This is a genomic window from Streptomyces sp. NPDC005784 (assembly GCF_042871525.1).
Taxonomy (GTDB): Bacteria; Actinomycetota; Actinomycetes; order Streptomycetales; family Streptomycetaceae; genus Streptomyces.
This window is the reverse complement of the sequence record NZ_JBIAIQ010000003.1, coordinates 395,381-420,669: the sequence shown is the minus strand read 5'-3', so window position 1 is coordinate 420,669 and position 25,289 is coordinate 395,381. Positions and strand designations below refer to the sequence as shown.

The window sequence follows — 25,289 nt, the reverse complement described above, 5'->3', positions numbered from 1 at the left end:
CCATGGGAACGACCGGTACACCCACGAACATCACGCAGGGCTCCCGGACCAAGGGCGGCATCGGCGAGTCCACCCTCCGCCCGGACGGCACCCTCAAGGTCACCGGCGAGTTCGCGTACTCCTCCGACATGTGGCACGAGGACATGCTGTGGGGCCAGATCCTGCGCTCCACGGTCGCGCACGCCGAGATCGTGTCCATCGACACCTCCGAGGCCCTCGCACAGCCCGGTGTGTACGCCGTCATGACGTACGACGACCTGCCCACCGCGGTGCGCAACTACGGCCTGGAGATCCAGGACACCCCGGTTCTCGCGCACGGCAAGGTCCGCCACCACGGCGAACCCGTCGCCATCGTCGCCGCCGACCACCCGGAGACCGCGCGCCGCGCCGCCGCCAAGATCAAGGTGGAGTACAGGGAGCTGCCGGTCATCACGGACGAGGCGTCCGCGACCGCGCCCGACGCGATCCTCGTCCACGAGGGGCGCCGGGACCACCACATCGGCCACGTCCCGCACCCGAACATCGTGCACCGCCAGCCGATCGTCCGCGGCAACGTCGAAGAGGCCGCGAAGAAGGCCGACTTCATCGTCCGGGGCGAGTACACCTTCGGCATGCAGGACCAGGCCTTCCTCGGCCCCGAGTCCGGCCTCGCCGTGCCCTCGGAGGACGGCGGAGTCGAGCTGTACATCGCCACCCAGTGGCTGCACTCCGACCTGCGCCAGATCGCCCCGGTGCTCGGTCTGCCCGAGGACAAGGTCCGGATGACGCTCTCCGGCGTCGGCGGCGCGTTCGGAGGCCGCGAGGATCTGTCGATGCAGATCCACGCCTGCCTGCTGGCCCTGCGCACCGGCAAGCCCGTCAAGATCGTCTACAACCGCTTCGAGTCCTTCTTCGGACACGTCCACCGCCACCCCGCCAAGCTGTACTACGAGCACGGGGCGACCAAGGACGGCAGGCTCACGCACATGAAGGCGCGGATCGTGCTGGACGGCGGCGCCTACGCCTCGGCCTCCCCGGCGGTCGTCGGCAACGCCTCCTCGCTCAGCGTCGGCCCGTACGTCGTCGAGGACGTCGACATCGAGGCCATCGCCCTCTACACCAACAACCCGCCCTGCGGCGCCATGCGCGGCTTCGGGGCGGTCCAGGCGTGCTTCGCCTACGAGGCCCAGATGGACAAGCTCGCCGACCAAGTGGGCATGGACCGGGTCGAGTTCCGTCAGTTGAACGCGATGGAGCAGGGCTCGCTCCTGCCGACCGGGCAGCGCGTCGACTCGCCGGCCCCGGTCGCCGAACTCCTGCGCCGCGTCAAGGCGATGCCGCTGCCGCCCGAGCAGCAGTGGCTCTCCGCGGGCGAGGACGCCGACGTACGACAGCTGCCGGGGGGTCTGTCCAACACCACGCACGGCGAAGGCGTCGTCCGCGGGATCGGGTACGCCGTCGGCATCAAGAACGTCGGCTTCTCCGAGGGCTTCGACGACTACTCGACCGCACGGGTCCGAATGGAGGTCGTCGGCGGTGTGCCGGTCGCCACCGTGCACACCGCGATGGCGGAGGTCGGCCAGGGCGGCGTCACCGTCCACGCGCAGATCGCCCGCACCGAACTGGGCGTCGCGCAGGTGACCATCCAGCCGGCCGACACCCAGGTGGGCAGCGCCGGTTCGACGTCCGCCTCGCGTCAGACGTACGTCACCGGTGGCGCGGTCAAGAACTCCTGCGAGCTGGTCCGAGAGAAGGTCCTGGAACTCGGCCGCCGCAAGTTCGGCACGTACCACCCCGCGTGGGCCACCGCCGAACTCCTCCTGGAGGGCGGCAAGGTCGTCACCGACGGCGGCGAGGTCCTCGCCGATCTCGCCGACGTGCTCGAAGGAGAGGCCGTCGAGATCGAGGCCGAGTGGCGGCACCGTCCGACCGAGGCCTTCGACCTGCGCACCGGCCAGGGCAACGGCCATGTCCAGTACTCGTTCGCCGCGCACCGCGCCGTCGTCGAGGTGGACACCGAACTCGGCCTGGTCAAGGTCATCGAACTGGCCTGCGCCCAGGACGTCGGCAAGGCCCTCAACCCGCTGTCCGTCATCGGCCAGATCCAGGGTGGCACCACCCAGGGCCTGGGCATCGCGGTCATGGAGGAGATCATCGTCGACCCGAAGACCGCGAAGGTGCGCAACCCCTCCTTCACGGACTACCTGATCCCCACCATCCTCGACACACCGACCATCCCCGTCGATGTGCTCGAACTCGCCGACGACCACGCCCCGTACGGACTCCGTGGCATCGGCGAGGCCCCGACCCTGTCGTCCACCCCGGCCGTCCTCGCGGCGATCCGGAACGCGACGGGTCTGGAGCTCGACCGGACGCCGGTACGCCCCGAACACCTCACGGGTACCGCGTAGGCGCCGGGCAGTTCTCTCCGGTCGGCGCCGGGAACGTCACACTTCGTCGCGCCGCCCGGAGCACCCGGTCACCGCACCGCTCGCGGAACCGGGACCCAGCAGGGAGCAGTAAGCAACAGGCACGTACCGCAGCAGAGTTCACATCGTTCTTCACGTTCGTCCCGGGCCGTCCCCCGGGTCGTGCGGCCCAAGCACCATCCCAAATCCCGCAACCGCTCTCGCGGTTGACCAGCCGTCAGGACGGCTGTCCGGGTGCCCCTTTGAACCTTGGGAGCAGGCCCACATGACCCAGCAGTCACTGGAGCCGAAGACCACCGCGCAGGACGCGGGCGCGGGCAGCCGCGTTCCGGCGGGACGGTCTTGGCTCGACCGGTACTTCCACATATCCCAGCGGGGAAGCTCGATCGCGCGTGAGGTGCGCGGCGGCGTCACCACCTTCATGGCGATGGCGTACATCCTGCTGCTCAACCCCCTCATCCTGTCCGGCAAGGACGTGGCGGGGGACATGCTCGGCCAGAAGGCCCTGATCACCGCGACCGCGTTCGCGGCGGCCTTCACCACACTGCTCATGGGGTTCGTCGGCAAGGTGCCGCTCGCCCTCGCCGCCGGACTCTCGGTGTCCGGTGTGCTCTCCTCGCAGGTCGTCCCGCAGATGACCTGGCCGCAGGCCATGGGCATGTGCGTGCTGTACGGCGCGGTCATCATGCTCCTGGTCGTCACCGGGCTGCGCGAGATGATCATGAACGCGATCCCGCTGGCGCTCAAGCACGCCATCACCATGGGCATCGGCCTGTTCATCGCGCTGATCGGCCTGGTCAAGGCCGGCTTCGTGCACCAGGGCAAGGCGACTCCCCTCACCCTCGGCCCCACCGGCGAACTCGCCGGCTGGCCGGTGCTGCTCTTCGCCGCCACCCTGCTGCTGATCTTCATGCTCCAGGCGCGCGGCATTCCCGGCGCGATCCTCATCGGCATCGTCTCCGGCACGGTCGTCTCCGTCGTCCTCGACGCCGCCGGGGTCATCGACCCGAAGCAATGGGCCGGCGGCGCCCCCGAACTGCACGGCAGCGCCGTCTCGATGCCGGACTTCTCGCTCTTCGGCAAGGTCGAGTTCGGCGGCTGGGGCCAGGTCGGCGCGATGACGGTCGGCATGATCGTCTTCACGCTCGTGCTCGCCGGGTTCTTCGACGCGATGGCCACCATCATCGGCGTCGGCACCGAGGCCGGACTCGCCGACGCCCAGGGCCGGATGCCGGGCCTGTCGAAGGCGCTGTTCATCGACGGCGCGGGCGGAGCGGTCGGCGGGGTGGCCGGCGCCTCCGGTCAGACGGTCTTCGTCGAGTCCGCGACCGGCGTCGGCGAAGGTGCCCGTACCGGCCTCTCCGCCGTCGTCACCGGCCTCTTCTTCGCGGCCTGCCTGTTCTTCACCCCGCTCACGGCGATCGTCCCGGGCGAGATCGCGGCGGCGGCCCTGGTGGTCATCGGCGCCATGATGATGATGAACGCCCGCCATGTCGACTGGGCCGACCGCGCCACCGCCGTCCCGGTCTTCCTGACCGTCGTGATCATGCCGTTCACCTACTCGATCACAGCGGGCGTGGCGGCCGGCGTGATCAGCTACGTCGCCATCAGGATCGCCCAGGGCAAGGCCCGGGAGATCGGGGCCTTCATGTGGGGTCTGACGGCGGTCTTCTTCGTCTACTTCGCGCTCAACCCGATCGAGAGCTGGCTGGGCGTCCACTGACGCCCGCGCCCCTTCCACGCAACCGCAGACAAGCGGACAGGCAGACAAACAGCCAAGGAGACCGAGAGATGCTGGACATCGCCGAAGAGCTCCACCGGTGGGTCGAGCAGGGCCGCGACTTCGCCGTCGCCACCGTGGTGGCGGTCGGCGGCAGCGCGCCCCGCCGGCCCGGCGCCGCCCTCGCCGTCGACTCCGACGGCACGGCGATCGGCTCGGTCTCCGGCGGTTGCGTGGAAGGAGCGGTCTACGAACTGTGCCGGCAGGCGCTGGAGGACGGCGAGACCGTCCTCGAACGCTTCGGCTACAGCGACGACGACGCCTTCGCGGTCGGCCTGACCTGCGGCGGCGTCATCGACATCCTGGTCACCCCGGTCCGCTCGCGGGACACCGCCCGCCGGACGGTGCTCGCGACCGCGCTGGCCGCCGCGGCGGGCGGGGAGGCGGCGGCACTCGCCCGCGTCGTGAGCGGGCCCGCCGAACTGATGGGCCGCGCCCTCGTCGTGCGCTCCGACGGCTCGTACGAGGGCGGCTTCGGTGCCCATCCCGAACTCGACCGTACGGTCCTGGGCGAGGCGGCGGCCCAACTGGACGCGGGCCGCACCGGCACCCTGGAGATCGGAGAGCAGGGCTCTCGTTGCGGAGCACCGCTCACGTTCCTGGTGGAGTCGTCGGTCCCGCCCCCGCGCATGATCGTCTTCGGCGCCATCGACTTCGCCTCCGCCCTGGTCCGCATGGGCAAGTTCCTCGGCTACCGCGTCACGGTGTGCGACGCCCGCCCGGTCTTCGCGACGGCGGCCCGCTTCCCCGACGCGGACGAGATCGTCGTGGACTGGCCGCACCGCTATCTGGAGCGCACGGAGGTCGACTCCCGCACCGTCCTGTGCGTCCTCACCCACGACGCCAAGTTCGACGTCCCGCTGCTCCGGCTCGCGCTGCGGCTCCCGGTGGCGTACGTCGGCGCCATGGGCTCCCGCCGCACCCACCTGGACCGCAACGAGCGGCTGCGCGAAGTCGGCGTGACCGAGATGGAGCTGGCCCGCCTCCGGTCACCGATCGGCCTGGACCTCGGGGCGCGCACACCCGAGGAGACGGCACTGTCGATCGCCTCGGAGATCGTGGCCGACCGGCGCGGGGGCAGCGGGGTTTCCCTCACGGGGGCGCACACGCCCATCCATCACGACGCGTCCTCGGTTCCGGCGCGGCGGATCGGGTCGGTGGCCTGAGAGACGGTTGCGGGAGGGGGGGGGCGGAACCAGCATCGGTCATCGGTGCCTACTCATCCCGGCTCCTCGTCTCCTCCCCGGCTCGTCTTCTCCTTCCGGCTCGTCTTCTGGGCCTGTCCACTGTTTCTGCGCGTGTTCTTCTGTGTCTTGTATTGACGCAGGCATGCCTCTCGGCGAATCTCCTGTGGGAGCGCTCCCGCAAGTCCCTCGTGACCGTTGCGAACCAGGAGTGAACGCGCATGAGACGACGTACCCACACATGGCTCGCCGCCCTGTCCGTCGGGCTGGCCGCCCTCTTCGCGGTACCCCCGGCGCACGCCGCGCAGTCCACGGACCGCGGACCGTCGCTGTACGTCCCGGACCCCAACCCGGCGGCGTACCAGCAGGCCCTCGGCCTCGCCCGGGCCGGCCGGTTCCGCGACGCGGCCGGCCTCCTGGCGATGGTGAACACCCCGCAGGCCGTGTGGTTCGGCGATGAAACACCGGCCGAGGTGGAGCGACTGGTCCGCACGGTGGTGCGCGACGCGGGCCGTGACCACGCGATTCCCGTGCTGGCGCTGTACGACATCCCCGGCCGGGACTGCTCCAACTACTCCGCGGGCGGCGCCGCCGACACCGCCGAGTACCAGGCGTGGATCGACGCCGTGGGGCGAGGGATCGGGCGCGGCGACGCGATCGTCACCCTCGAACCCGACGCCCTCGCCCTGCTGCCCTCCGACTGCGGCCAGGACGACGCACAGGGCACGAAGACCGCCGCGCGGTACACCGAGGTCAACTACGCGGTCGACGCCCTGGAACCACTGCCCGGGACGCGGGTCTACCTCGACACCGGGCACCCTGGCTGGCACACCGTCAACTCCATTGTGCCGCGCCTGATCGAGGGCGGGGTGGCCCGGGCCTCCGGCTTCTACACCAACGCCTCGAACTACCAAACCGATGACGCCAACTCCTGGTACGGCAAGCTGATTTCGTCCTGTCTGGCCTACGCCGACGGCGGTGGTGACGTCGCCGACTGCCCGAACCAGTGGTGGCCGCGCGTCGACGCGCAGGCCTGGCTCGAAGCGCACGTGCGGACGTCGCCGTCCCGGATGAAGCACTTCGTCACGGACTCCAGCCGCAACGGCCGGGGCACCTGGACCCCGCCCACGGGCAAGTACACGGACGCGCAGGACTGGTGCAACCCGCCGGACCGGGGGCTCGGCGCCCGCCCCACGCTGCGCACCGGCGACCCGCTCCAGGACGCCCGACTGTGGATCAAGACGCCTGGTGAGTCGGACGGGCTCTGTCTGCGCGGAACGGCGGGGCCCGAGGACCCGGAGCGGGGGACGGTCGACCCGAAGGCGGGGGACTGGTTCCCGGAACAGGCCCTGGAACTCGCCCAGTTGGCCAATCCGCCCCTTCTTCCGGAGGGCTGACGGATACGGGACGGGGTGTGGGCGTCGACCTCTGGGCCGCGTCCCGCCGCTCTCACCCCGCCCCCCGCCGCTTTCCCCTCAGCCCGCGCCGCTCTCCCCTCGACCCCGCCCCTTTCCCCCGACCCCGCAGCTCTCCCCTCGACCCCCGGCGCTTTCCCCCCGACCCCGCAGCTTTCCCCTCGGCCCCCGCGCTTTCCCCCCGACCCCGCCGTTCTCACCTTGACCCCGCCGCTCGCACCTTGTCCCCGGGCGCTCTCCCCCGACCCCCGCCGCTCCCCCCGCCCCTGCCGCTGTCACTTTGACCGCGCCGCTCTCACCCCAGCCCCAGCAACCCGTCCATCGCCCGCCCGAACATCCACCGTGCCGACCACCCCAGCGGCCGATCGGTGAATCCCGGCAGCCCGCGCACGCTCAGATCCTCCCGCCAGACGACCCGCGAACCGCAGCCGCCGCCGTCCGTCGGGCGCACCTCGAACTCCGCCCAGCCCGTGACGAACATGCCGCGCTTGACCAGCCGGCACGTCCCTGGGCCTCCGTCGACGGGCGGCCGCCACGCGACGACCTCCATCGGGTCGTCGAAGGCGAGCGGCCCGAGCCCCGACCGCGCCACGAACACCGTGCCCTCCCGCGTCGGCGGCGGTGTGCGCACGGTGACCCGGGTCAGCGGGACGACGTCCGCGTGCCGGGGCCAGTCGGTCAGACGCCGCCAGCTCTCGGCGACGGAGTGCCGGGACACGCGTTCCAGGACGAAGAGGACCACGGCGTGATCGTAGGCGCCCGAAGGCCGTCGAACCGAAGGTGAACTCTCCCGCAACCGGATGAAATCGGCCGCCTTCGCCCCAGCCTCTTCCTCCGGTCGGCGGGCAATGCCGCCCTGCCCACGCGGGGAGTTGGTCACCAGGCCGCTGAAGGCGTACGGGGTCCTGATCGCACGGGCCCCGACACCCATCGGGAGGGTGCGTCCAGCAGGCCCGCAGGCCCGACGCCAATGCTGGACGGGAGTGTTCTGCGGCTCCGCCGTCCCGCCCACCGTGCGGCCGCGAGCCCCGCTGCCCCGACCGGACCCTTTCGGCCGGGAGCGCCGCTGCCCCGACCAGCCCCTCTTGTCGGGACTCCTGACCGGGGCCCGCTCGACTCCCCCGCGCAGCAGGCGTGTTGAGCGCTCTCTCTGTGCTCCCCGGTCCGGAGGTCCACCCGTTACGATGCGGCCGAACGTGATCCACCGTTTGCCCGAGAACCGCACCTCGACTGGTGCCACTCCCGCGACAGGAGCCCGCGTGCCGGACCAGCCCTTCGTCATCGACCCCACAGGTGCCGACATCCACGGGGAGGCCCAGCGGTTACGCGGCCTCCGTCGCACCCCGCACGACACGGGAGCCGCCCCCGCCGCCGCCCTCGTCGAACTCCCGGGCGGGATAGCGGCCTGGTTCCCGACCCGGTACGAGACGCTCAAACAGCTCCTCGCCGACGAACGGGTCTCCAAGGACCCCAACCAGCACTGGCCCGCCTGGATCGACGGCGCCCATCACGAGAGCTGGGTCGGCCTCTGGGTCGGCGTCACCAACATGTTCACCGCGTACGGCGCCAACCACCGCAGGCTGCGCAAGCTCGTCTCTCCCGCGTTCACGAAGCGGCGTACGGACGCGCTGGGGCCCCGGATCGAGGAGATCGCCGCCGAGTTGCTCGACCGTATGGCCGAAGCACCCGGCGACCGGGCCGACCTCCGGTCCGCCTACGCGCACCCGCTTCCGATGCGGGTGATCTGCGAACTGTTCGGCCTGCCGGAGGAGAAGCGGCCCGACATCGCGCGCCTCATCGAGGCGAACATGGACACCACCCTCACCCCCGAGCAGGCCATGGCCACTTACCGGGAGGTGCACGAACTGCTCGCGGGGCTCGTCGAGTCGAAGCGGGAGCAGCCGGGCGACGACATGACGACCGCGCTCATCGCGGCCCGCGACGAGGAGGGATCCCAGCTGGCCGAGGCCGAGTTGATCGACACCCTCCTCCTCGTCGTCGGCGCGGGCCACGAGACGACCGTGAACCTCATCGGCAACGCGGTCCACGCCCTGCTCGCCCACCCCGACCAGCTCGCCCGCGTGCTCGCCGGCGAGATTGCGTGGGGCGAGGTCATCGAGGAGACCCTGCGCTGGGACCCCTCGATCGCCAACCTCCCGCTCCGTTACGCCGTCGAGGACATCAAGCTCCCCGACGGCACCCTGATCCCGCGCGGTGACGCGATCCTGGCGACCTACGCGGCGGCCGGCCGTGACCCGTTGCGACACGGCGAGAGCGCGGCCCGCTTCGACATCACCCGCGTGGACAAGGAGCATCTCGCCTTCGGCCACGGCGTCCACTACTGCATCGGCGCGCCACTGGCCCGGCTGGAGGCCTCCATCGCGCTCCCGGCACTCTTCGAGCGCTTTCCCGCCCTGAGCGCGGACACCTCGCGGGGTCCGGCGCGCCTGGCCGAGTCGTTCATCGGCCACGGCTATCGGACGCTGCCCGTGCGCTGGAGCTGATCACCAGTCAGGATGGGGCGCGGGAGCGGTGGTTGGGGAGTCGACCTCGGGAGCGAACGGGCGGCCCCTTCGAGAGTTATGGACCGTCAGGGGCGGTACACCGTACCGGGCTCGGCCTTCCCCGGTGCCAGCAGTTGCGGCACCGTCACGAACACGTACCCGCGCTCCTTCAGCGCGTCGATGATCCCGGGTACCGCGGGTACGGTGCCCGGGTAGAGATCGTGCAGCAGGATGATCCCGTCCCGGGAGGACTGCTGCAGGACGCGCTCGCGTATCAGGCCGGAATCGTTCGTCCGGTAGTCCTTGGCGGTCACGCTCCACAGGATCTCGGCGAGCCCCTGCTCGCGCGCGATCTTCTGCACCGTGCCGTTCGTCCGGCCCTGCGGCGGCCGCATCAGCGTCGGCTTGTGCCCGGTGAGCCGCTCTATCTCCTCGTTCGGACGGCGCAGTTCCTCTCGTATCTCAGCCGGCGAGATCCGGGTGAGGATCTTGTGGTCCCAGGTGTGGCTGGCCACCTCGTGGCCCTCGTCGGCCATGCGCCGCACCAGCTCCGGGTACTTCTCGATGTGCCGCTTGCCGAGCAGGAAGAAGGTCGCCTGGACCTTCTTCTCCTTGAGGATGTCGAGCAGTCGGGCCGAGTGCTCGCTCGGCCCGGCGTCGAAGGTCAGGGCGATGCACTTGGCCCTTCGGCAGTCCACCGTGCCGAATGCGGCCCGTCCGGCGGCGCCCGCTTGCGCCCTCGCGGCGCTCGGCGCTGTGGTCTTCATGGATGTGCACCCCGTCAGTGGCAGGGTCAGCGCGACGGCGGCGGAGATCGCGGCCGCCGCGCGGAACCTGGTCGCCGGTCTTTTCATCTTCCTGGTCAGAGAAGGCATGCGGCGACTATATATGGGGTGTATACACTCGATGTATAGCACTGTGAGCTGCGTAAACGCGCTGATCGGCTGAGGTCGTCAGGAGTCCTTGCCGCGCCGTTCGGTGGTGCTCACGAGTGGTCGGATCGTTGCTCCGGCCGTCAATCCGGCCGTTGCTCCGGCCTCGGTTTGTGGCCGGGGCGGTGTACGCCGGCCGTGCGGCTCACGAGCATCGCCATGGCGAGCAGTCGCCGCCAGTCCAGGGCGGGTTGGACCGTGGGGACACCCGGCCGCTTCTTCGGGACGCGGACGCGGAGCACGCCCGGTTCGACGCGGCAGTGCACCGGGGTGGGCAGGATCATGGCCTCGCCGTCGATGCCGACCTCCAGCTCGTCGCTGTCGGCGCCGACGACCACTTCGAGCGCGGTGAGGACCGACAGTCCCTGCGGGTCCGGGGAGAGCAGCAGGGCGGCGGCCTCGACCGCGCTGTCCACCTTGACGCCGAGGATGCCGAGCAGCCCCGAGTCGAGCCGCTCGCGGCGGCCCAGACCGGCCGGATCGTCCGTGCGGTAGGGGTTGTTGCTCACCAGCAGCGCCTGCGGCGCGTCGAGCGTCGTGCCGGCGGCCCGGGCGGTCAGCCGCGGTCCGCGCTGGCGGGTGAGCAGGTCCGGAAGGAGCTGCATGATGGTGCCGATCTTGTCGTCCCGGTAGGCGGGATCCTGGACGACCGCCGCGTACGCGCCGAACGAGGCGTTGTTGACGAAGGGATGCTTCCCGGCGAAGCCGAGGTCCACCCGGAGTTCGACACCGTTGCTCAGCGCGTCGAGGCAGGTCGCCGGATCGGCGCGGTCGAGGCCGAGGTCCATGGCGAAGTGGTTGCGGGTGCCGGCCGAGACGACGAGGAACGGGAGACCGTGTTCGGCGGCGACGGCCGCGACGAGAGCCTGTGTCCCGTCGCCGCCCGCGACGCCCAGCAGATCCGCTCCGTCCGCGACCGCTTCCCGGGCCAGCTCGGTGACGTCCTGGTGGTGCTCCGGGTCGAGGAGGACGACGCGGGCGCCGAGTCGCTCGGCCTTCTCCACGAGACCGAACCGCTCCACCTTGCCGCCACCGGACCGGGGGTTCATGAGGACGAACGGCCGCAGCGGCGGTGGGGTGCGCCGCTCCTTCATGGGCCGGACCCGGCCGCGGGCGCTCCGCAGCGCGTATCGGCCGCTCCACACGGCGACGATCCACAGCACGGGGGACAGCAGCAGGGTCCACAGCAGCGTCACCGCGAGGACCACGATGACGGCGATGGGCACGACGACCGCCAGCAGCCCCGCGATCCAGCGCACCGGGCCGCGCAGGGTCAGCATCCACCACAGCGCCGCCGCCGCGACGGCCATGCCGGCGAGGGCGGCGAGGAGGAGCAGGAACCCGCGTACGCCTCCGAAGACGAGCGGCAGTGCCACGGCGAGCGCCGCCGATGTCAGCGAGGCTCTCGCCGCCCACCGTTCGCGGGCCGGCGGCCCCGTATCCGTGCTCATCGTTCCTCCACTGGTCGGCCCTCGCGCGCCGCGGTCACCGGGCGGGAGGCACCGTTCCATCCGTCACGCGAACCTGGCATCCGTGGGGTGGACGACCATGGCCGACGTGCCGGAACGGCCCGTATGGGGTCACGCTGTCACGAGCCGGGCTCCGGCACCACGAGGCGGCCTGTGTCCCGGCCCGTTTCCTGGCTCGCCTCCCGGCCCGTTCCCCGTCCGGATGCCGGTCGGCCGACGGCGGGGTCCGCGTGCCTCGCCGACGGGCCGGGGCGGGTGCGTGCCTCCGGCGGAATCAGCGCGCCGTGCCCGGCGCCGCACACGACGACCGTGTGTACCTGCTCGCCGCAGTCCGCGTGCACGACCTCCAGGGGCGGGCCCTCGGGATCCGCCGTGTAGCGGTCGCCCCACTGCTTGAGGGCGATCATGGCGGGCCACAGTTCCCAGCCCTTGCGGGTGAGCCGGTACTCGTACCGGGTGCGGCTGCCGGGCTCGCTGTACGGCACCGTGTCCAGGATCCCGGCCGCGACCAGCTTCCTCAGCCGGTCCGCCAGCACGCTCTCGGAGAGCCCGACATGCCGCCGGAAGTCGTCGAAGCGCCGTACGCCGTTCATCGCGTCCCGCAGCACCAGCATCGACCACTTCTCGCCGACCAGGTCGAGTGTCCGCTGGACCGTGCAGTTCTCGGTACTTGTGTCGAGCCACGTCATGCGCCCCATCGTAGGCTGACTGTGAGATTGACAGCCAGGGGTCGCGCTGGCTAGCTTCGAAAAGCAGAGTCAGAGGGACGGAACCGGATCGCCGAAGAACACGGAACCGGATCGCCGAGGAACAGGGAGAGTGGCAGCGCCATGGGCAGGTCTCGTAAGTACGACTGGGAGGACCCGGCCGTCTCCGCGGCCGCCGTCGGCCAGTACAGCGGTCTCGACTTCCTCCGTGAGGTGCAGGCCGGACGGCTCCCCGCAGCGCCGATCTCGGCGACCCTCGGCATGACCCTCGAAGAGGTCGAGCACGGCCGGGTGGTCTTCGCCCTGGTTCCGGGGGAGGAGCACTACAACCCGATCGGAAGCGTCCACGGAGGCATCTACGCCACCCTGCTCGACTCCGCGGCGGGCTGCGCGGTGCAGACGGTGCTGCCCCGGGGCACCGGATACACCTCACTCGACCTGAACGTGAAGTTCCTGCGGCCGATCACCCTGGACACCGGCAAGGTCCGCGCGGTCGGCACCGTCCTCAACAGCGGCCGCCGTACGGCCCTCGCCCAGGCGGAGCTCTTCGACGCGGCCGACCGGCTGCTCGCCCACACCACGAGCAGCTGCCTGCTGTTCCCCGTCTGACCTGCTGCCTGCTGCCTGCTGCCTGCTGCCCGCTGCCCGCTGTTCCTCGTCCGAGGATGAGGACGGGTGATGCGCCGAGCGGTGCCGTCACCCTCGGCCGGGGCGACGTGTTCCGCCGGGCCGACGGGCGGTCCCGCGGGATACCGTGGCGGCATATGAGGAAGACCCTGCCGCGCCTGCCCCGGGATGCCGTGCCGCGCCTGATCGGCGCGGTGGTCCTCGGTGCCGCGGTCGGCGCGGTCGTCGGACTGTCGACCGACGTCTTTCTGGGTCTGCTGGCCGGGATTGCCGCCACGGAGCTGTTCTTCGTCCTGGCGGGCTGGGCGGTGCTGTGGCCGATGACGGCCACGGCCACCCGCGACAACGCGCGACGCGAGGACTTCCGGCCGCTGACCGACGAACTCGTGGTGGTCGCGGTCGCCCTGTGCGGGCTGTTCGCCATCGTGCTGCTGCTCCTGCGCGGCAAGTCCGACAACGGCCACGCCGCGGCCGTGACCGCCCTGTGCGGGGTGTTCCTGGCCTGGTCGGCCCTGCATCTGATGTACGCCACCCGTTACGCCTACGTGTACTACGAGGCCGGCGGCGGCATCGACTTCAACACGGACAACCCCCCGGCGTACCGCGACTTCTTCTACTTCAGTTACAACCTCGGAATGACCTACCAGGTGTCCGACACCGGCGTCTCGAGCTCGAAGATCCGCTCGATCGTGCTGAGGCACTCCCTCCTGTCGTACGTGTTCGGCACCAGCATTCTCGCCACGGCCATCAACGTCGTCGTGGGACTCGTGGGCGGCTGACGGCATCGACGGTTCGCCTGGTTCTGGTGCGGTTTGTCGGAGGACGAAGCAGGATGGGAGGAAGAACCGACCGGTCCGCGTACGACGGACACCTCCGCGTCTCATGAGGAGGCCGACTCTTGGCCGAGCCACAGGCTGTGATCTCCCGACCGGCCAGGGCCACCGTGTTCCTCGTGGTCACCGTCACGCCGGGGCACGAGGACACGGTCCGTAGCCTGCTGGAGGATGTCTCGGGACTGCGCCGTTCCGTCTCCTTCCGGGCACCCGGCGACGACCTCGGCTGTGTCGTCGGTATCGGATCGACGGTCTGGGACCGGCTGTTCAGCGGGCCTCGCCCCCAAGAGCTGCATCCCTTCGTGGAGTTGGCGGGCAGGCGCCACCGGGCCCCGTCCACGCCGGGAGACCTCCTGTTCCACCTCCGGGCCCGCCGGACGGACCTCTGCTTCGAACTCGCCCGGCTGATCGTGGAACGACTCGACGGCGCGGTCACGGTCGTCGACGAGGTCCATGGATTCAAGTACTTCGACGACCGGGACCTGCTCGGATTCGTCGACGGCAGCGAGAACCCCGAGGGCCGTCCGGCCGCCGACGCCGTGTTCATCGGCGACGAGGACCCCGCCTTCGCGGGCGGCAGTTACGTGATCGTCCAGAAGTACCTGCACGATCTGCGGACATGGAACGCGCTGCCCTCGAACGAGCAGGAGAAGGTCATCGGGCGCACGAAGCTCGCCAACGTGGAACTGCCCGACGACGTCAAGCCGGCCGACTCCCATGTCGCGCTCAACACCATCACCGACGAGGACGGCGACGAACGCAAGATCGTGCGGGAGAACATGCCGTTCGGCACCCTGGGGGAGGGCGAGTTCGGCACCTACTTCATCGGCTACGCCCGCACCCCCGGAGTGACCGAGCAGATGCTGCGGAACATGTTCCTCGGAGACGGCCGCGCCTCGCACGACCGCATCCTCGACTTCTCGACCGCGATCACCGGATGCCTCTTCCACGTGCCGACCGTCGACTTCCTCGACGACCTCCCCGCCGCCCCGGGCGAGCAGGCGGCGGACGAGCGGCCGGCGGACCTCCCCGCCGCCTCCGGCGTGCGGGTGGCGGCGGACGGCTCGCTGGGGATCGGCAGCCTCAAAGGAGTCCGCACATGACGACCACGCCCGATGCCACCGCCTCCGCTTCTGCCACCGCCTTCACCACCGGCAACCTGCACCGCGAACTCGCCCCCATCACACCCGCCGCGTGGAACGAGATCGAGGACGAGGCGCGCCGCACCTTCCGGCGCAACCTCGCCGGCCGCCGCGCCGTGGACGTCTCGGGCCCCGACGGCCCCGGCCTCGCCGCCGTGGGGACCGGCCACCTGTCCGGCATCGACGGGCCGTCACCCGGTGTCGCGGCACGGCTGCGCCAGGTACAGCCCCTGGTCGAGCTGACGGTGCCGTTCAGGGTGAGCCGAGCCGCCGTCGACGACGTGGACCGGGGCGCGAAGGACTCCGACTGGCAACCGGTCAAGGACGCCGCCCGCACCATGGCCTTCGCCGAGGACCAGACCGTCTTCAACGGGTACACGGCGGCCCGTATCGACGGTCTTCGCGCACGCACCTCCAACCCCGTGCTCCGTCTTCCCGCGGAGCCGCGCGACTTCCCGGACGCCGTCAGCCATGCCCTGAGCACCCTCCGGCTGGCAGGCGTGCAGGGCCCGTACGCGCTGCTGCTGGGCGCGGAGGCGTACACGGCGGTCAGCGAGACCTCCGACCACGGCTATCCCATCGCCGCCCACCTCGGCCGGATGCTCGACGGCCGCCTGATCTGGGCGCCCGCCATGGAAGGCGCCTTTCTGCTCACCACCCGGGGCGGCGACTACGAACTGCGGCTCGGTGAGGATCTGGCCATCGGCTACACGGCCCACGACGCCACCGGCATCGACCTGTATTTCCGCCAGACCCTGACCTTCCTGGTCCACACGGACGAGGCCGTGGTGGCACTCGACCCGTGGACCGACACGAGCGCGGACACGGCCTGACCTCGCCGGGTGCGCGGCGCTCAGCCGGGGTTCGCCCCGGCCGCCGGCTCCCTTTTCCGACGTCTCTCAACGCACCTTTCCCCTGGGCGAGTTCCGGCCTCTCCAGGGAAAGGCCGCAGGCCAGGACCCTCGCCCTGCGGATGTCCGCTCCGGTTGCGGAGCAATAGGCGCCGCGAAATGGTGGAAAGGACTCACGCCGCACCGGGAGCTGCCCCATGTCGATGTCGTCCTACGGTTTCGGCCCGTCCGACCCCTTCGGTGACCTGCTGAACCGCTTCTTCGGGATGTCACCCGCGTCCTCTCCCTCGGCGGTGCAGCGGGTGCCCATCGGACGGCTGCTGACAGAGTCCTCGCAGGAACTCCTGAACCTGGCCGCGCGGCGGGCCCAGCAGGACGGGTCGTCCGATCTCGACACCGAGCACCTGCTGTGGGCCGCGACGAAAGTGGAACCCGCGCGCTCGCTGCTGGCCCGCGCGGAGGTGGACCCCGACGCCCTCGCGGCCCAGCTGGCCGAGGTGCTTCCCCGGGAGAGCAGTGAACCGTCCTCGGAACCGGGACTCACCCCGGCGGCCAAGCGGACCCTCGCCGCCGCGTACGCCCGCTCGCAGGCGGCCGGAGTGTCCTACATCGGCCCCGAGCACATTCTCGGCGCCCTGCTGGGCGACGCCGACACCGGTGCCGCCCAGCTGCTGCGCGCCGACGGGCAGGACGCACAGAAGCTGGCGGGCCTCACGGAACGGACGGCCCGCCCGGACAACCGTGCCGCCGAGCCCGACAAGCCCGCCACGACCTTGGACGAGTTCGGCCGGGACCTGACGGAGGAGGCGAAGGCCGGGCGGCTCGACCCGGTGGTCGGACGGGCCGAGCAGATCGAGCAGACCATCGAGATCCTCTCGCGGCGGTCCAAGAACAACCCCGTGCTCATCGGTGAACCCGGCGTCGGCAAGACCGCGATCGTCGAAGGGCTCGCGCAGCGCATCGTGTCCGGAGACGTCCCCGACACCCTGAAGGGCAAGCGGGTCGTCTCGCTCGATCTGTCAGGCATGGTGGCGGGTGCCCAGTACCGCGGGCAGTTCGAGGAGCGGTTGAAGAAGGTCATCGAGGATGTCCAGGCCTCGGACGGAGAGATCATTCTCTTCATCGACGAACTGCACACGGTCGTAGGCGCGGGTGCGACGGGCGAGGGCTCGATGGACGCCGGCAACATGCTCAAACCCGCTCTCGCCCGCGGGGAACTGCACGTGGTGGGTGCGACGACCATCGACGAGTACCGCAAGTACGTCGAGAAGGACGCCGCGCTCGAACGGCGCTTCCAGCCCGTGCTGGTTCCGGAGCCGACGGTCGAGGAGACCGTGCAGATCCTGGAAGGTCTGCGCGACGCGTACGAGGCGCACCACCAGGTCAGTTTCGCCGACGGCGCCCTCGCCGCCGCGGCGGAACTGTCCGACCGGTACATCAGCGACCGGTTCCTGCCCGACAAGGCGATCGACGTGATGGACCAGGCGGGCGCACGGGTGCGGCTGCGCGGTGCCTCGCGCTCGACCGAGGTCGCCGAGCGCGAGGACCGCATCGCGAAACTGCGCCGTGAACGCGATCAGGCCGTCGCCGCGGAGGACTTCGAGAGAGCGGGACAGCTGAAGGGGCGGATCGCCGAGGCGGAGGGCGAGCTCGCGGGCATCGAGGAGCGGCGCGCCGGTGTCGCCTCCGTGGCCGCCCGTGACATCGCGGACATCGTCTCCCGGCGCACCGGCATCCCGGTGTCCCAACTCACCGCCAGCGAGAAGGAGAAGCTCCTCAAACTGGAGGAGGAGATGCACGCCCGCATCGTCGGCCAGGACGAGGCGGTCACCGCCGTCTCGCAGGCGGTACGCCGCAACAGGGCCGGCATGGGCGACCCGAACCGTCCCGTCGGTTCCTTCCTCTTCCTCGGCCCCACCGGTGTGGGCAAGACGGAGCTGGCCACGACGCTCGCGGAGCTCCTGCTCGGTGGCGAGGCCGAACCCGGCGACACGATCGTCGCCGACGACCGGGACGGCTCCGTCCACTGCACCGTGCGCAAGGCCGCCTCGGGCGACGGCGCCTCGGGCGACGGCACGGACGCGGCCCGGGGGAGCGGAAAGTTCGCCGACGCCACGCAGAACGAGTGATCAACGCACGACGAAGGACGGGACGGAGGACTCCTGACACCGAAGACGTACCCGGGCGCGCGAACGCCGGGTAGTGGTTTGAGGAGGCTGCGCATGACGCACCACAAGTCCAACCGGGCTGTCGAAGGCGATCCGGAGCATGCCCACAACAGGGGAATGCCGCTGCGGTCCGACGATGACGAACTCCACGCACGTACGGTCCGTGAGCGGCGGGAAGCCGGTCTGCTGGGCGGTCCCATGGACGACCCCGAGGCCGCGTACAGGCGAGAGCGCGTGGAGATCGATCTGGAGGTGGGCGCCGGTCGGATCCCGACGGGCAACTCCACCCGGCGGACCCGGGACCCCTACCCGCCCTCCAGTTACGGGGACTGAATTCACCGTAGGACCGAGATCACCGCAGGACTCAAATCAGTCGGGCGACTCGCCCAGGGAGACCACCACCGCGCTCTCCGGTCCGTCGGGTGCCTGGAAACTCACGGTGTCTCCCGCCCTGCGGCCGAGGAGAGCACGACCGAGCGGGCTGTCGGCCGTCACGAGCGTCCGGTCCAACACCGCCGCGGTTTCGCCGATTTGAACGGTGTCCGTCGTGCCGTCCGCGAACCGGACGGTGACCGTGCTGCCCACGCCGACCAGGTCGGTGGGCGGCGGACCCGCCACGTCCGCCTGATGGAGCCGCGTGGTGATCACGGAGATACGGTCGTCCAGACGCCGGAGATCGTCGGCGCGCTGCAACTCGTCCGCTTCGTCGGCGCGGTCGCCCACCTCCGCGTCGGATTCCCGCAGGGTCGCCGCGACCGTGGCGCGCTCGGCGTGGACGTCGGTGAGTTCCTGCTCCAGAGCGTGCCGGGCAGCCTCGCTGATCGGTGCTGGTTCGCTGGGCATGCCTACTCCTCGGGTGCCGATAGGTGAGTCGAATCGGGGCGGTATCAGCATATCCATGCGCTTCGATGCGCTATCGAGTCGAATCGCGACGATATGTGATGTATGGAATCGTGGGTCCCTGGAATTCAGGACGCTTCCTGATGCGCTTCCTGATGTCCTGCGAGTGAGGGAGGTCCCCATGTCATCGAAGCGACGCCGGAAGAAGAAGGGCCGCCGCAAGCACGCCGCGAACCACGGGAAACGACCCCAGTCCTAGGCTCGGTGAGACTCTTGAGCGCATCCCGGAACGGTCAGGACGGACGGGAACCCCACGTGGGGCCCGACCCCCAGGGTGAACCGGAATTCCATCCGTACCATCACCCGGCCGCCGGCTGGGGTGCGGCCAAGAGCGTGAGCCGGTTCCTGGTGCGCGAACGTGCCTCGTGGACGGCCCACGGGCGATCATGCGCATGAACCACGAGAACACGGGCTTCGACTGCCCCGGTTGCGCGTGGCCCGACGACACCAAGGGCCTGCACCTGGACATCTGCGAGAACGGCATCAAACACGTCACCTGGGAGATGACGAACAAGCGGGTCGGCCGTGAGTTCTTCGCCGCCCACTCGGTGACCGAGCTGTTCGGCTGGAGCGACTACGACCTTGAGGACCAGGGCCGGCTGACCGAACCGATGGTCTACGACCCGGAGTCGGACCACTACGTGCCGATCAGCTGGCGCGCCGCGTTCGAACTCGCCGGCCGCACCCTGCGGGAACTGGACGATCCGAACCGCGCCTCGTTCTACACCTCCGGCCGTCTCGGCAACGAGGCCACGTTCCTCTACCAGTTGATGGCCCGCGAACTGGGCACCAACAACCTGCCCGACTGCTCGAACATGTGCCACGAGGCCAGCGGTCGCGCTCTCGAGGCATCGCTCGGCACCGGCAAGGGGACCGCCGACCTCAAGGACTGGGAGGCCACCGACGCCCTGTTCATCATGGGTGTCAACGCCGCGTCCAACGCGCCCCGGATGCTCACCGCGCTGGCCGAGGCCTACCACCGCGGCGCCCAGATCGTGCACATCAACCCGCTGGTCGAGGCGGCCGCCACCCGCACGATCGTCCCGCACGACTTCACGGACATGGCTGTCCTCAAGTCCACCCGGACCAGCACCCTGAACCTCCAGCCGCGCATCGGTGGCGACATGGCGCTGCTGCGCGGCATGGCCAAGGCGATCCTGGAGCAGTCCGGCACCGACCCCAAGGCCCTGGACCAGGAGTTCATCGACCGGCACACGGCGTACTTCGACAAGTACCGCGCGGTGTGCGAGGCCACGTCCTGGGACGAGATCGAGCGCCAGTCCGGGATCGACCGGGACGGCATCCTCAAGGCGGCGCGGGTGTACCGCGACGCCGACCGCTCCATCATCAGCTGGTGCCTCGGCGTCAGCCAGCACGAACACGGCGTCGACACCGTGCGGGAGATCGTCAACCTCCTTCTGCTGCGCGGCAATCTGGGCCGGGAAGGCGCCGGTCCTTCACCGGCGCGCGGCCACAGCAACGTCCAGGGCAACCGGACGTGCGGCATCGACCACCGGCCGAGCGAGGAGTTCCTGGACCGGCTGGCCGAGGTGTGCGGGATCGACCCGCCCCGCGAGCACGGCAAGGACACCGTGGCCACCATCCGGGCCATGCACCGCGGCGATGTGTTGGTGTTCGTCGGCATGGGCGGCAACTTCGCCCTCGCGGCGCCCGACACCCCGTACACCTACGCGGCACTGCGCAACTGCGACCTCACCGTCCAGGTGAGCACGAAGCTCAACCGCAGTCACCTCGTGCACGGCCGCCGGGCGCTCATCCTCCCGTGCCTGGGCCGCACCGAGAAGGACCACCAGCGGGCCGGTATCCAGAGCACTTCGGTCGAGGACTCGATGAGCATGGTCCACCTGTCCGTCGGCATGAAGCGCCCCGCCTCGAAGCACCTGTTGTCCGAGCCCGCCATCATCGCCGGCATCGCGCGCGCCGCCCTCCCGGACAGCGGCACTCCGTGGGAGTGGTACATCGAGGACTACGACCGCATCCGCGACACGATGGCGCAGGCCCTCGACGGGTTCGAGGACTGCAACCGCCGTGTGCGCCTGCCGCTCGGCTTCCGCATCAAGCAGCCGGCCCGTGAGTTGATCTTCCTCACTCCGTCCGGCCAGGCCGAGTTCTCCGCGGCTCCGCTCCCCGACGTGGTCCCCGCTCCAGGCACCCTGGCGCTCGGCACCATGCGGTCCCACGACCAGTGGAACACGACGATCTACTCCGACAACGACCGCTACCGGGGCATCAAGAACCTGCGCACGCTCGTCTTCATGAACGAGGACGACATGCGGGAACGCGGCATCTCCGAGTTCAACCCGGTCGACATCGTCAGCACCGCCAAGGACGGCAGTCACCGCAATCTCGACGGCTACCTGGCCATTCCCTACGACATCCCCCGCGGCTGCGCGGCCGGCTACATGCCGGAGATGAACGTACTCTGCGCGATCGGCGACTACAGCGTCCAGAGCGACCAGCCCCTGATGAAACACGTCAAGGTCACCATCGCACCGGCCGGCTGAGCGGGTCGGTGGCATGGCGTGTCCCCGCTGACGGGACACGCCATGATCGGCTGGTCCTTCGGCGGCCCGGTCGTGCACGCAGCCCCGGTGGAGCTGGACCGGCGTGGGCACCGAGTCGGTCTCGTGGCCGTCCTGGACGCCCCACCGGCGACCAACGCGAGGTCGGACAAGGTCAACGGCTGTCGTCGTACGGTCCCGGCCGGCGGCCGTACGTCCTATGCTCCCTCGAGGAGTACGACGTGGACGCCTCGCACCACGACTTGCACATGCCCCAACTCGCAGGCCGGACAATGGAGTTCATCGCCCGCAAACTGGCGCAGTGACGGGTGTAGGTGTGCCCCGGGTCACCGGGCACGCCCTTCGGGGGAGTTGCACCCGCGTTCACCGTCAAGCCGGCGGAACCGTTCCACAGCCTGGAGGGCTGACATCATGCGCTATCTGATCCTGGGGTTCATCGGGGTGTCCGCCGGGTTCCGGGCGTTGACAATGCGTCGAAAGCAGTTGAGCGGGACCGGTGGGCCGCCCCGCTCGGTGTTCCGGCCGGGGTTTCTCGCGGTTCTGGGCGGAGTCGGCATCGCTACGGGCTTCTTCCTCCTGGTCGCTGCCGTCGTCGACCTTGTCCAGGGGCGGGCGTGAGGGCCCACCCTGTACCTCACCGATTTGGCCAGGCGCGAGATCCGGGCGATCGGACGGCGTGGTCCACCACCAAGGCGGGCAGCCTCGACTTCGCAGCCTCCGCACCGGGCGCCCTGTACCTGGCAGAGCGTAACAAGGACGCGGCCAACGGCGGCAGGAACACCGCGGTGGTCCGCCTCGACACCCGTACCCGCACCGGCCTCCGTGTCCCCATTCCAGGAGGTTTCGATATTCACCTGCCGTTCAACACCACGCAAGCGATCAACGACCACTATGGAGTTGCTGATCGCGATCTCTTCTACCTCGTGGCACGCGGCGGCGACACCATCGCCGTGGACACCAGGAGCAGGCGCATCCGGTGGCACCGCGACCCTGGAGCGAACGTCCCGACCGGCATGCCGACCCCCGTCGGGACACAGCTGCTCTATCCCACTCTCTTCGGAGAGGTGTTCGCTGTGGACCCTCGTACGGGCGAGCGACTCTGGCAGACCCACCCGCGTGCCGCCTCCGTCAAGAACCCATCGGGTTCGCCGAGCCCTGTCATGGTCGTAAATGGCAGGCTGTATGCAGTCTCCGCTCGCAACAGCGTCTTCGCAGTCGATGCGAGCCCCTCCCCGCCGGCCCCCGATCAGCAAACGTGATCACCTCACACAACTCCTCGTGGCTACGCCCCTCACGTCGACCACTCAGAGCCAGTCCCTCCGCTTGAAAATCACGTACAAACTGACGCAAACAACCCCCATCAGGCCGATCGCGAAGGGGTATCCGAAGCGCCAGCTCAACTCGGGCATGTGGTCGAAGTTCATGCCGTAGATCGTGCCGACGAGGGTGGGGGCGAAGAGAATGGCCGCCCAGGACGAGATCTTCTTGATCTCCTCGTTCTGTTCGAAGCCCGCCTCCGCCAACGCCCGCATCTCCGCGTTCTGTTGCTGGGTGACCAGTGTCGCGTTGACGGTGAGGATGTCGGTGAGGGCCTGGCGGAAGCCGTCGACGCGTTCGCTGGTGTGGGTGACGTGGTCGGCGACGTCGCGAAGGTAGCGCTGGAGTTCCTCGTCCGTGCCGTACTTGGCGAAGCCGGCCATCAGGCTGTGCAGCATGCTGACCAGTGGGCGGGTGGCGCGCTGGAACTCGACCATCTCGCGCGAGAGTTCGTAGATGCGTCGGGACACCGCCGGGTCGCCGCGGAAGACCTCGGTCTCGATCTCGTCGATGTCGTTCTGGACGCCGGTGACCACGGGGGCGTACCCGTCGACGACGGAGTCGAGGATCGCGTAGAGGACCGCTTCCGGGCCGAGTCTCAGCAGTTCCGGACTGCCCTCCATGCGGCGGCGCACCGCCGAGAGGTCCGGTGCCGCGCCATGCCGGACCGTGATCACGAAGTCGGGTCCCACGAACACGTGCAGCTCGCCGAAGTCGACCTCCTCGGCCGCGTCCAGATAGCGGGCGGCACTCAGCACGACGAAGAGCGTTTCGCCGTAGCGCTCCAGTTTCGGCCGCTGATGCGCCTCCATCGCGTCCTCGACGGCCAGCGGATGCAAGTCGAACTCGGCCGCCAGCGAGTGGAGTTCGGCCTCCGTCGGACGGGCCAGGCCGATCCACGCCATGCCGTCCGGCTGCTCGCGCAGTTCACGGAAGGTCTCGGCCAGCGACGTGGGCGTCGACACCCGCACCCCGTCGCGGTACAGCGCGGACTGGACGACGCTGACGACCTCGGAGGGCTCGGGCGCGGGAGGGGAGTCGTGCGGCGCGGGAGGCTGCGGGGGCGGCGCGGACGGCGGGGTCAGGGCGCGCCGCCAGAGGGACTTCCGCACGGCCTTCGCACCCTTCGAACCCTCGGGGTTCCTCGCCTCCGCGGAGCTGTCCGCGTCCCTCGTACTCTTCCGGTTCTTCGAGGCTTGGCGGTCGCGTCGCTCGGACATCGCGGCTGCCTCCAGGATCGAACGTACATCTGTGTGATCACGGAGCAGGATATACGGGGCAAACGGTCCGCGAGTGTCCGGCGGCAGCGGGATCGGCTCAGAGTTGAGGAGTTGCGGACAGAAGGTGTCCGCAAGAGGCGTTAGCGTGCCGGATATGACGAAGACGACCGCGACGGCCCCCGTGCTCGGCACCCGCGCCCTCAACCGCGCGACTCTCGACCGTCAGCTCCTGCTGCGCCGCTCCCCGCTGTCCGCGACGGCCGCGGTCGAACACCTCCTGGGCCTCCAGGCGCAGAACGTGAAGCCGCCGTACTACGCCCTCGCCGCCCGGGTGGACGGCTTCCGGCCCGAGCAGCTGTCGTCCGCCATGGACGCACGCGAGGTCGTCCGGATCGTCACCATGCGCTCCACCATCCACACGCACACCGCCGAGGACGCCCTCACCCTGCGCCCGCTGGTGCAGGCCGCTCGCGACCGGGAGCTGGGCCAGTTCCGCAAGGGGCTCACCGGCGTCGACCTGGAGCGGCTCGCCGCGGTCAGCCGTGAGCTGGTGGAGACCGAACCGCGCACCATGAAGGAGCTGCGCGAGGCGCTGCTCGCCGAGTGGCCGGACGCCGACCCGTTCGCCCTCTCCATCGCGGCCCGCTGCACCCTGCCCCTCGTCCAGGTCACCCCGCGCGGCCTGTGGGGCCGCAGCGGCCAGGTCGCCCTCACCACCGCCGAGCACTGGCTGGGCCGCCCCGCCGAACCGGCCCCGACACCCGACGCGACCGTGCTGCGCTATCTCGCCGCCTTCGGCCCCGCCTCGGTCAAGGACATGCAGACCTGGGCCGGCCTGACCAGGCTCCGCGAGGTCTTCGAGCGGCTCCGGCCCCGCCTGACGACGTTCAGTGACGAGAACGGTGTGGAGCTCTTCGACCTTCCCGACGCGTCCCGGCCCGACGCGGACACCCCTGCCCCGCCGCGCTTCCTGCCCGAGTTCGACAATCTGCTGCTGTCCCACGCCGACCGCTCCCGGGTCGTCCCCGCCGATCTCAAGGGGCGCACCTGGCAGGGCAATCAGGCCTACTGCACCCTGCTCGTCGACGGATTCCTGTCCGGCCTGTGGAAGCTGGAGGCGGGCGCGCTCGTCGTCGAACCCTTCGGCCGGTTCACGAAGGCGCAGCGGGACGAGGTCATGGCGGAGGGGGAGCGGATGCTCGCGGCGATGCACGACGGGGAGGGGTACGACGTCCGGTTCGGCACGGTCGCACGGTCCTGAGGCTCCGTCACGGTGTGCGACCTGAGGT

General features: G+C 70.2%; 19 protein-coding genes and 3 pseudogenes. 16 read left to right on the top strand and 6 right to left on the bottom strand.

Annotated features, from left to right (window positions below):
* The first annotated feature begins 2 nt into the window (after positions 1–2).
* The 4 genes from ACFYR3_RS07290 (at position 3) to ACFYR3_RS07275 (ending at position 6,769) form a co-directional block, all read left to right on the top strand.
* The gene (locus ACFYR3_RS07290; protein ID WP_355840128.1) at positions 3–2,390 is read left to right on the top strand and encodes a molybdopterin cofactor-binding domain-containing protein; all 2,388 of its coding nucleotides are present in this window, start codon (positions 3–5) and stop codon (positions 2,388–2,390) included.
* Between the two features lie 283 nt (positions 2,391–2,673).
* On the top strand, positions 2,674–4,131 hold the full coding sequence (locus ACFYR3_RS07285; protein ID WP_355840129.1) for an NCS2 family permease: 1,458 nt from the start codon (positions 2,674–2,676) through the stop codon (positions 4,129–4,131).
* A gap of 68 nt (positions 4,132–4,199) precedes the next feature.
* On the top strand, positions 4,200–5,354 hold the full coding sequence (locus tag ACFYR3_RS07280; protein ID WP_355840130.1) for an XdhC/CoxI family protein: 1,155 nt from the start codon (positions 4,200–4,202) through the stop codon (positions 5,352–5,354).
* A 239-nt stretch (positions 5,355–5,593) separates the two neighbouring features.
* Entirely contained in the window at positions 5,594–6,769 is a 1,176-nt protein-coding gene (locus ACFYR3_RS07275; RefSeq protein WP_355840131.1) for a glycoside hydrolase family 6 protein, read from the top strand.
* A gap of 313 nt (positions 6,770–7,082) precedes the next feature.
* Here ACFYR3_RS07275 and ACFYR3_RS07270 read toward each other — a convergent pair whose 3' ends face one another.
* Positions 7,083–7,529, bottom strand: coding sequence for an SRPBCC family protein (locus tag ACFYR3_RS07270; RefSeq protein ID WP_355840132.1), 447 nt, complete (start codon positions 7,527–7,529; stop codon positions 7,083–7,085).
* Positions 7,530–8,046: 517 nt separating this feature from the next.
* Here ACFYR3_RS07270 and ACFYR3_RS07265 point away from each other — a divergent pair.
* Positions 8,047–9,291, top strand: coding sequence for a cytochrome P450 (locus tag ACFYR3_RS07265; RefSeq protein WP_389281909.1), 1,245 nt, complete (start codon positions 8,047–8,049; stop codon positions 9,289–9,291).
* Positions 9,292–9,377: 86 nt separating this feature from the next.
* Here the strand turns inward: ACFYR3_RS07265 and ACFYR3_RS07260 are convergent, their stop codons facing one another.
* The 3 genes and pseudogenes from ACFYR3_RS07260 to ACFYR3_RS07250 form a co-directional block, all read right to left on the bottom strand.
* Entirely contained in the window at positions 9,378–10,166 is a 789-nt protein-coding gene (locus ACFYR3_RS07260) for a polysaccharide deacetylase family protein (protein ID WP_355840134.1), read from the bottom strand.
* 140 nt (positions 10,167–10,306) lie between these two features.
* Positions 10,307–11,674 (bottom strand): diacylglycerol kinase family protein, encoded by a 1,368-nt coding sequence (locus ACFYR3_RS07255; protein WP_355840135.1) that lies wholly within the window; start codon positions 11,672–11,674, stop codon positions 10,307–10,309.
* Between the two features lie 251 nt (positions 11,675–11,925).
* Positions 11,926–12,381: pseudogene (locus ACFYR3_RS07250) on the bottom strand (winged helix-turn-helix transcriptional regulator); the annotation flags it as partial.
* A 141-nt stretch (positions 12,382–12,522) separates the two neighbouring features.
* Between ACFYR3_RS07250 and ACFYR3_RS07245 the strand changes: the two are divergent.
* The 6 genes and pseudogenes from ACFYR3_RS07245 to ACFYR3_RS07220 all read left to right on the top strand — a co-directional run bounded on the left by ACFYR3_RS07245 (position 12,523) and on the right by ACFYR3_RS07220 (position 18,353).
* Positions 12,523–13,008: a PaaI family thioesterase gene (locus ACFYR3_RS07245; protein WP_355840136.1), complete on the top strand. Its 486-nt coding sequence runs from the start codon at positions 12,523–12,525 to the stop codon at positions 13,006–13,008.
* A 155-nt stretch (positions 13,009–13,163) separates the two neighbouring features.
* Positions 13,164–13,805: a DUF1345 domain-containing protein gene (locus tag ACFYR3_RS07240; RefSeq protein WP_355840137.1), complete on the top strand. Its 642-nt coding sequence runs from the start codon at positions 13,164–13,166 to the stop codon at positions 13,803–13,805.
* A 119-nt stretch (positions 13,806–13,924) separates the two neighbouring features.
* Positions 13,925–14,962, top strand: coding sequence for a Dyp-type peroxidase (locus ACFYR3_RS07235; RefSeq protein ID WP_389281907.1), 1,038 nt, complete (start codon positions 13,925–13,927; stop codon positions 14,960–14,962).
* Positions 14,959–15,834: a family 1 encapsulin nanocompartment shell protein gene (locus ACFYR3_RS07230; RefSeq protein WP_355840139.1), complete on the top strand. Its 876-nt coding sequence runs from the start codon at positions 14,959–14,961 to the stop codon at positions 15,832–15,834. Before ACFYR3_RS07235 ends, ACFYR3_RS07230 begins: the two co-directional genes overlap by 4 nt.
* Before the next feature lie 215 nt (positions 15,835–16,049).
* A pseudogene (locus ACFYR3_RS07225) lies at positions 16,050–17,828 on the top strand (Clp protease N-terminal domain-containing protein); the annotation flags it as partial.
* A gap of 246 nt (positions 17,829–18,074) precedes the next feature.
* A complete protein-coding gene (locus ACFYR3_RS07220) occupies positions 18,075–18,353 on the top strand; it encodes a hypothetical protein (RefSeq protein ID WP_355840140.1) in 279 nt (92 codons plus the stop codon).
* A gap of 36 nt (positions 18,354–18,389) precedes the next feature.
* Here ACFYR3_RS07220 and ACFYR3_RS07215 read toward each other — a convergent pair whose 3' ends face one another.
* A complete protein-coding gene (locus ACFYR3_RS07215; protein ID WP_355840141.1) occupies positions 18,390–18,863 on the bottom strand; it encodes a GreA/GreB family elongation factor in 474 nt (157 codons plus the stop codon).
* 178 nt (positions 18,864–19,041) lie between these two features.
* On the opposite strand from ACFYR3_RS07215, the gene ACFYR3_RS07210 reads away from it, so the two are divergent.
* From ACFYR3_RS07210 to ACFYR3_RS07195, 4 genes and pseudogenes are all read left to right on the top strand, one after another.
* Positions 19,042–19,119, top strand: coding sequence for a 50S ribosomal protein bL37 (locus ACFYR3_RS07210; RefSeq protein ID WP_373296929.1), 78 nt, complete (start codon positions 19,042–19,044; stop codon positions 19,117–19,119).
* Positions 19,120–19,175: 56 nt separating this feature from the next.
* Positions 19,176–21,445, top strand: a pseudogene (locus tag ACFYR3_RS07205) (FdhF/YdeP family oxidoreductase).
* 429 nt (positions 21,446–21,874) lie between these two features.
* The gene (locus ACFYR3_RS07200; RefSeq protein WP_355840143.1) at positions 21,875–22,081 is read left to right on the top strand and encodes a hypothetical protein; all 207 of its coding nucleotides are present in this window, start codon (positions 21,875–21,877) and stop codon (positions 22,079–22,081) included.
* On the top strand, positions 22,078–22,722 hold the full coding sequence (locus ACFYR3_RS07195; RefSeq protein WP_355840144.1) for a PQQ-binding-like beta-propeller repeat protein: 645 nt from the start codon (positions 22,078–22,080) through the stop codon (positions 22,720–22,722). The genes ACFYR3_RS07200 and ACFYR3_RS07195 overlap by 4 nt, the downstream gene beginning before the upstream one ends.
* A gap of 45 nt (positions 22,723–22,767) precedes the next feature.
* Here the strand turns inward: ACFYR3_RS07195 and ACFYR3_RS07190 are convergent, their stop codons facing one another.
* The gene (locus ACFYR3_RS07190) at positions 22,768–24,000 is read right to left on the bottom strand and encodes a magnesium and cobalt transport protein CorA (protein WP_355840145.1); all 1,233 of its coding nucleotides are present in this window, start codon (positions 23,998–24,000) and stop codon (positions 22,768–22,770) included.
* A 154-nt stretch (positions 24,001–24,154) separates the two neighbouring features.
* On the opposite strand from ACFYR3_RS07190, the gene ACFYR3_RS07185 reads away from it, so the two are divergent.
* A complete protein-coding gene (locus tag ACFYR3_RS07185; RefSeq protein ID WP_355840146.1) occupies positions 24,155–25,261 on the top strand; it encodes a winged helix DNA-binding domain-containing protein in 1,107 nt (368 codons plus the stop codon).
* The last annotated feature ends 28 nt before the right edge of the window (positions 25,262–25,289 follow it).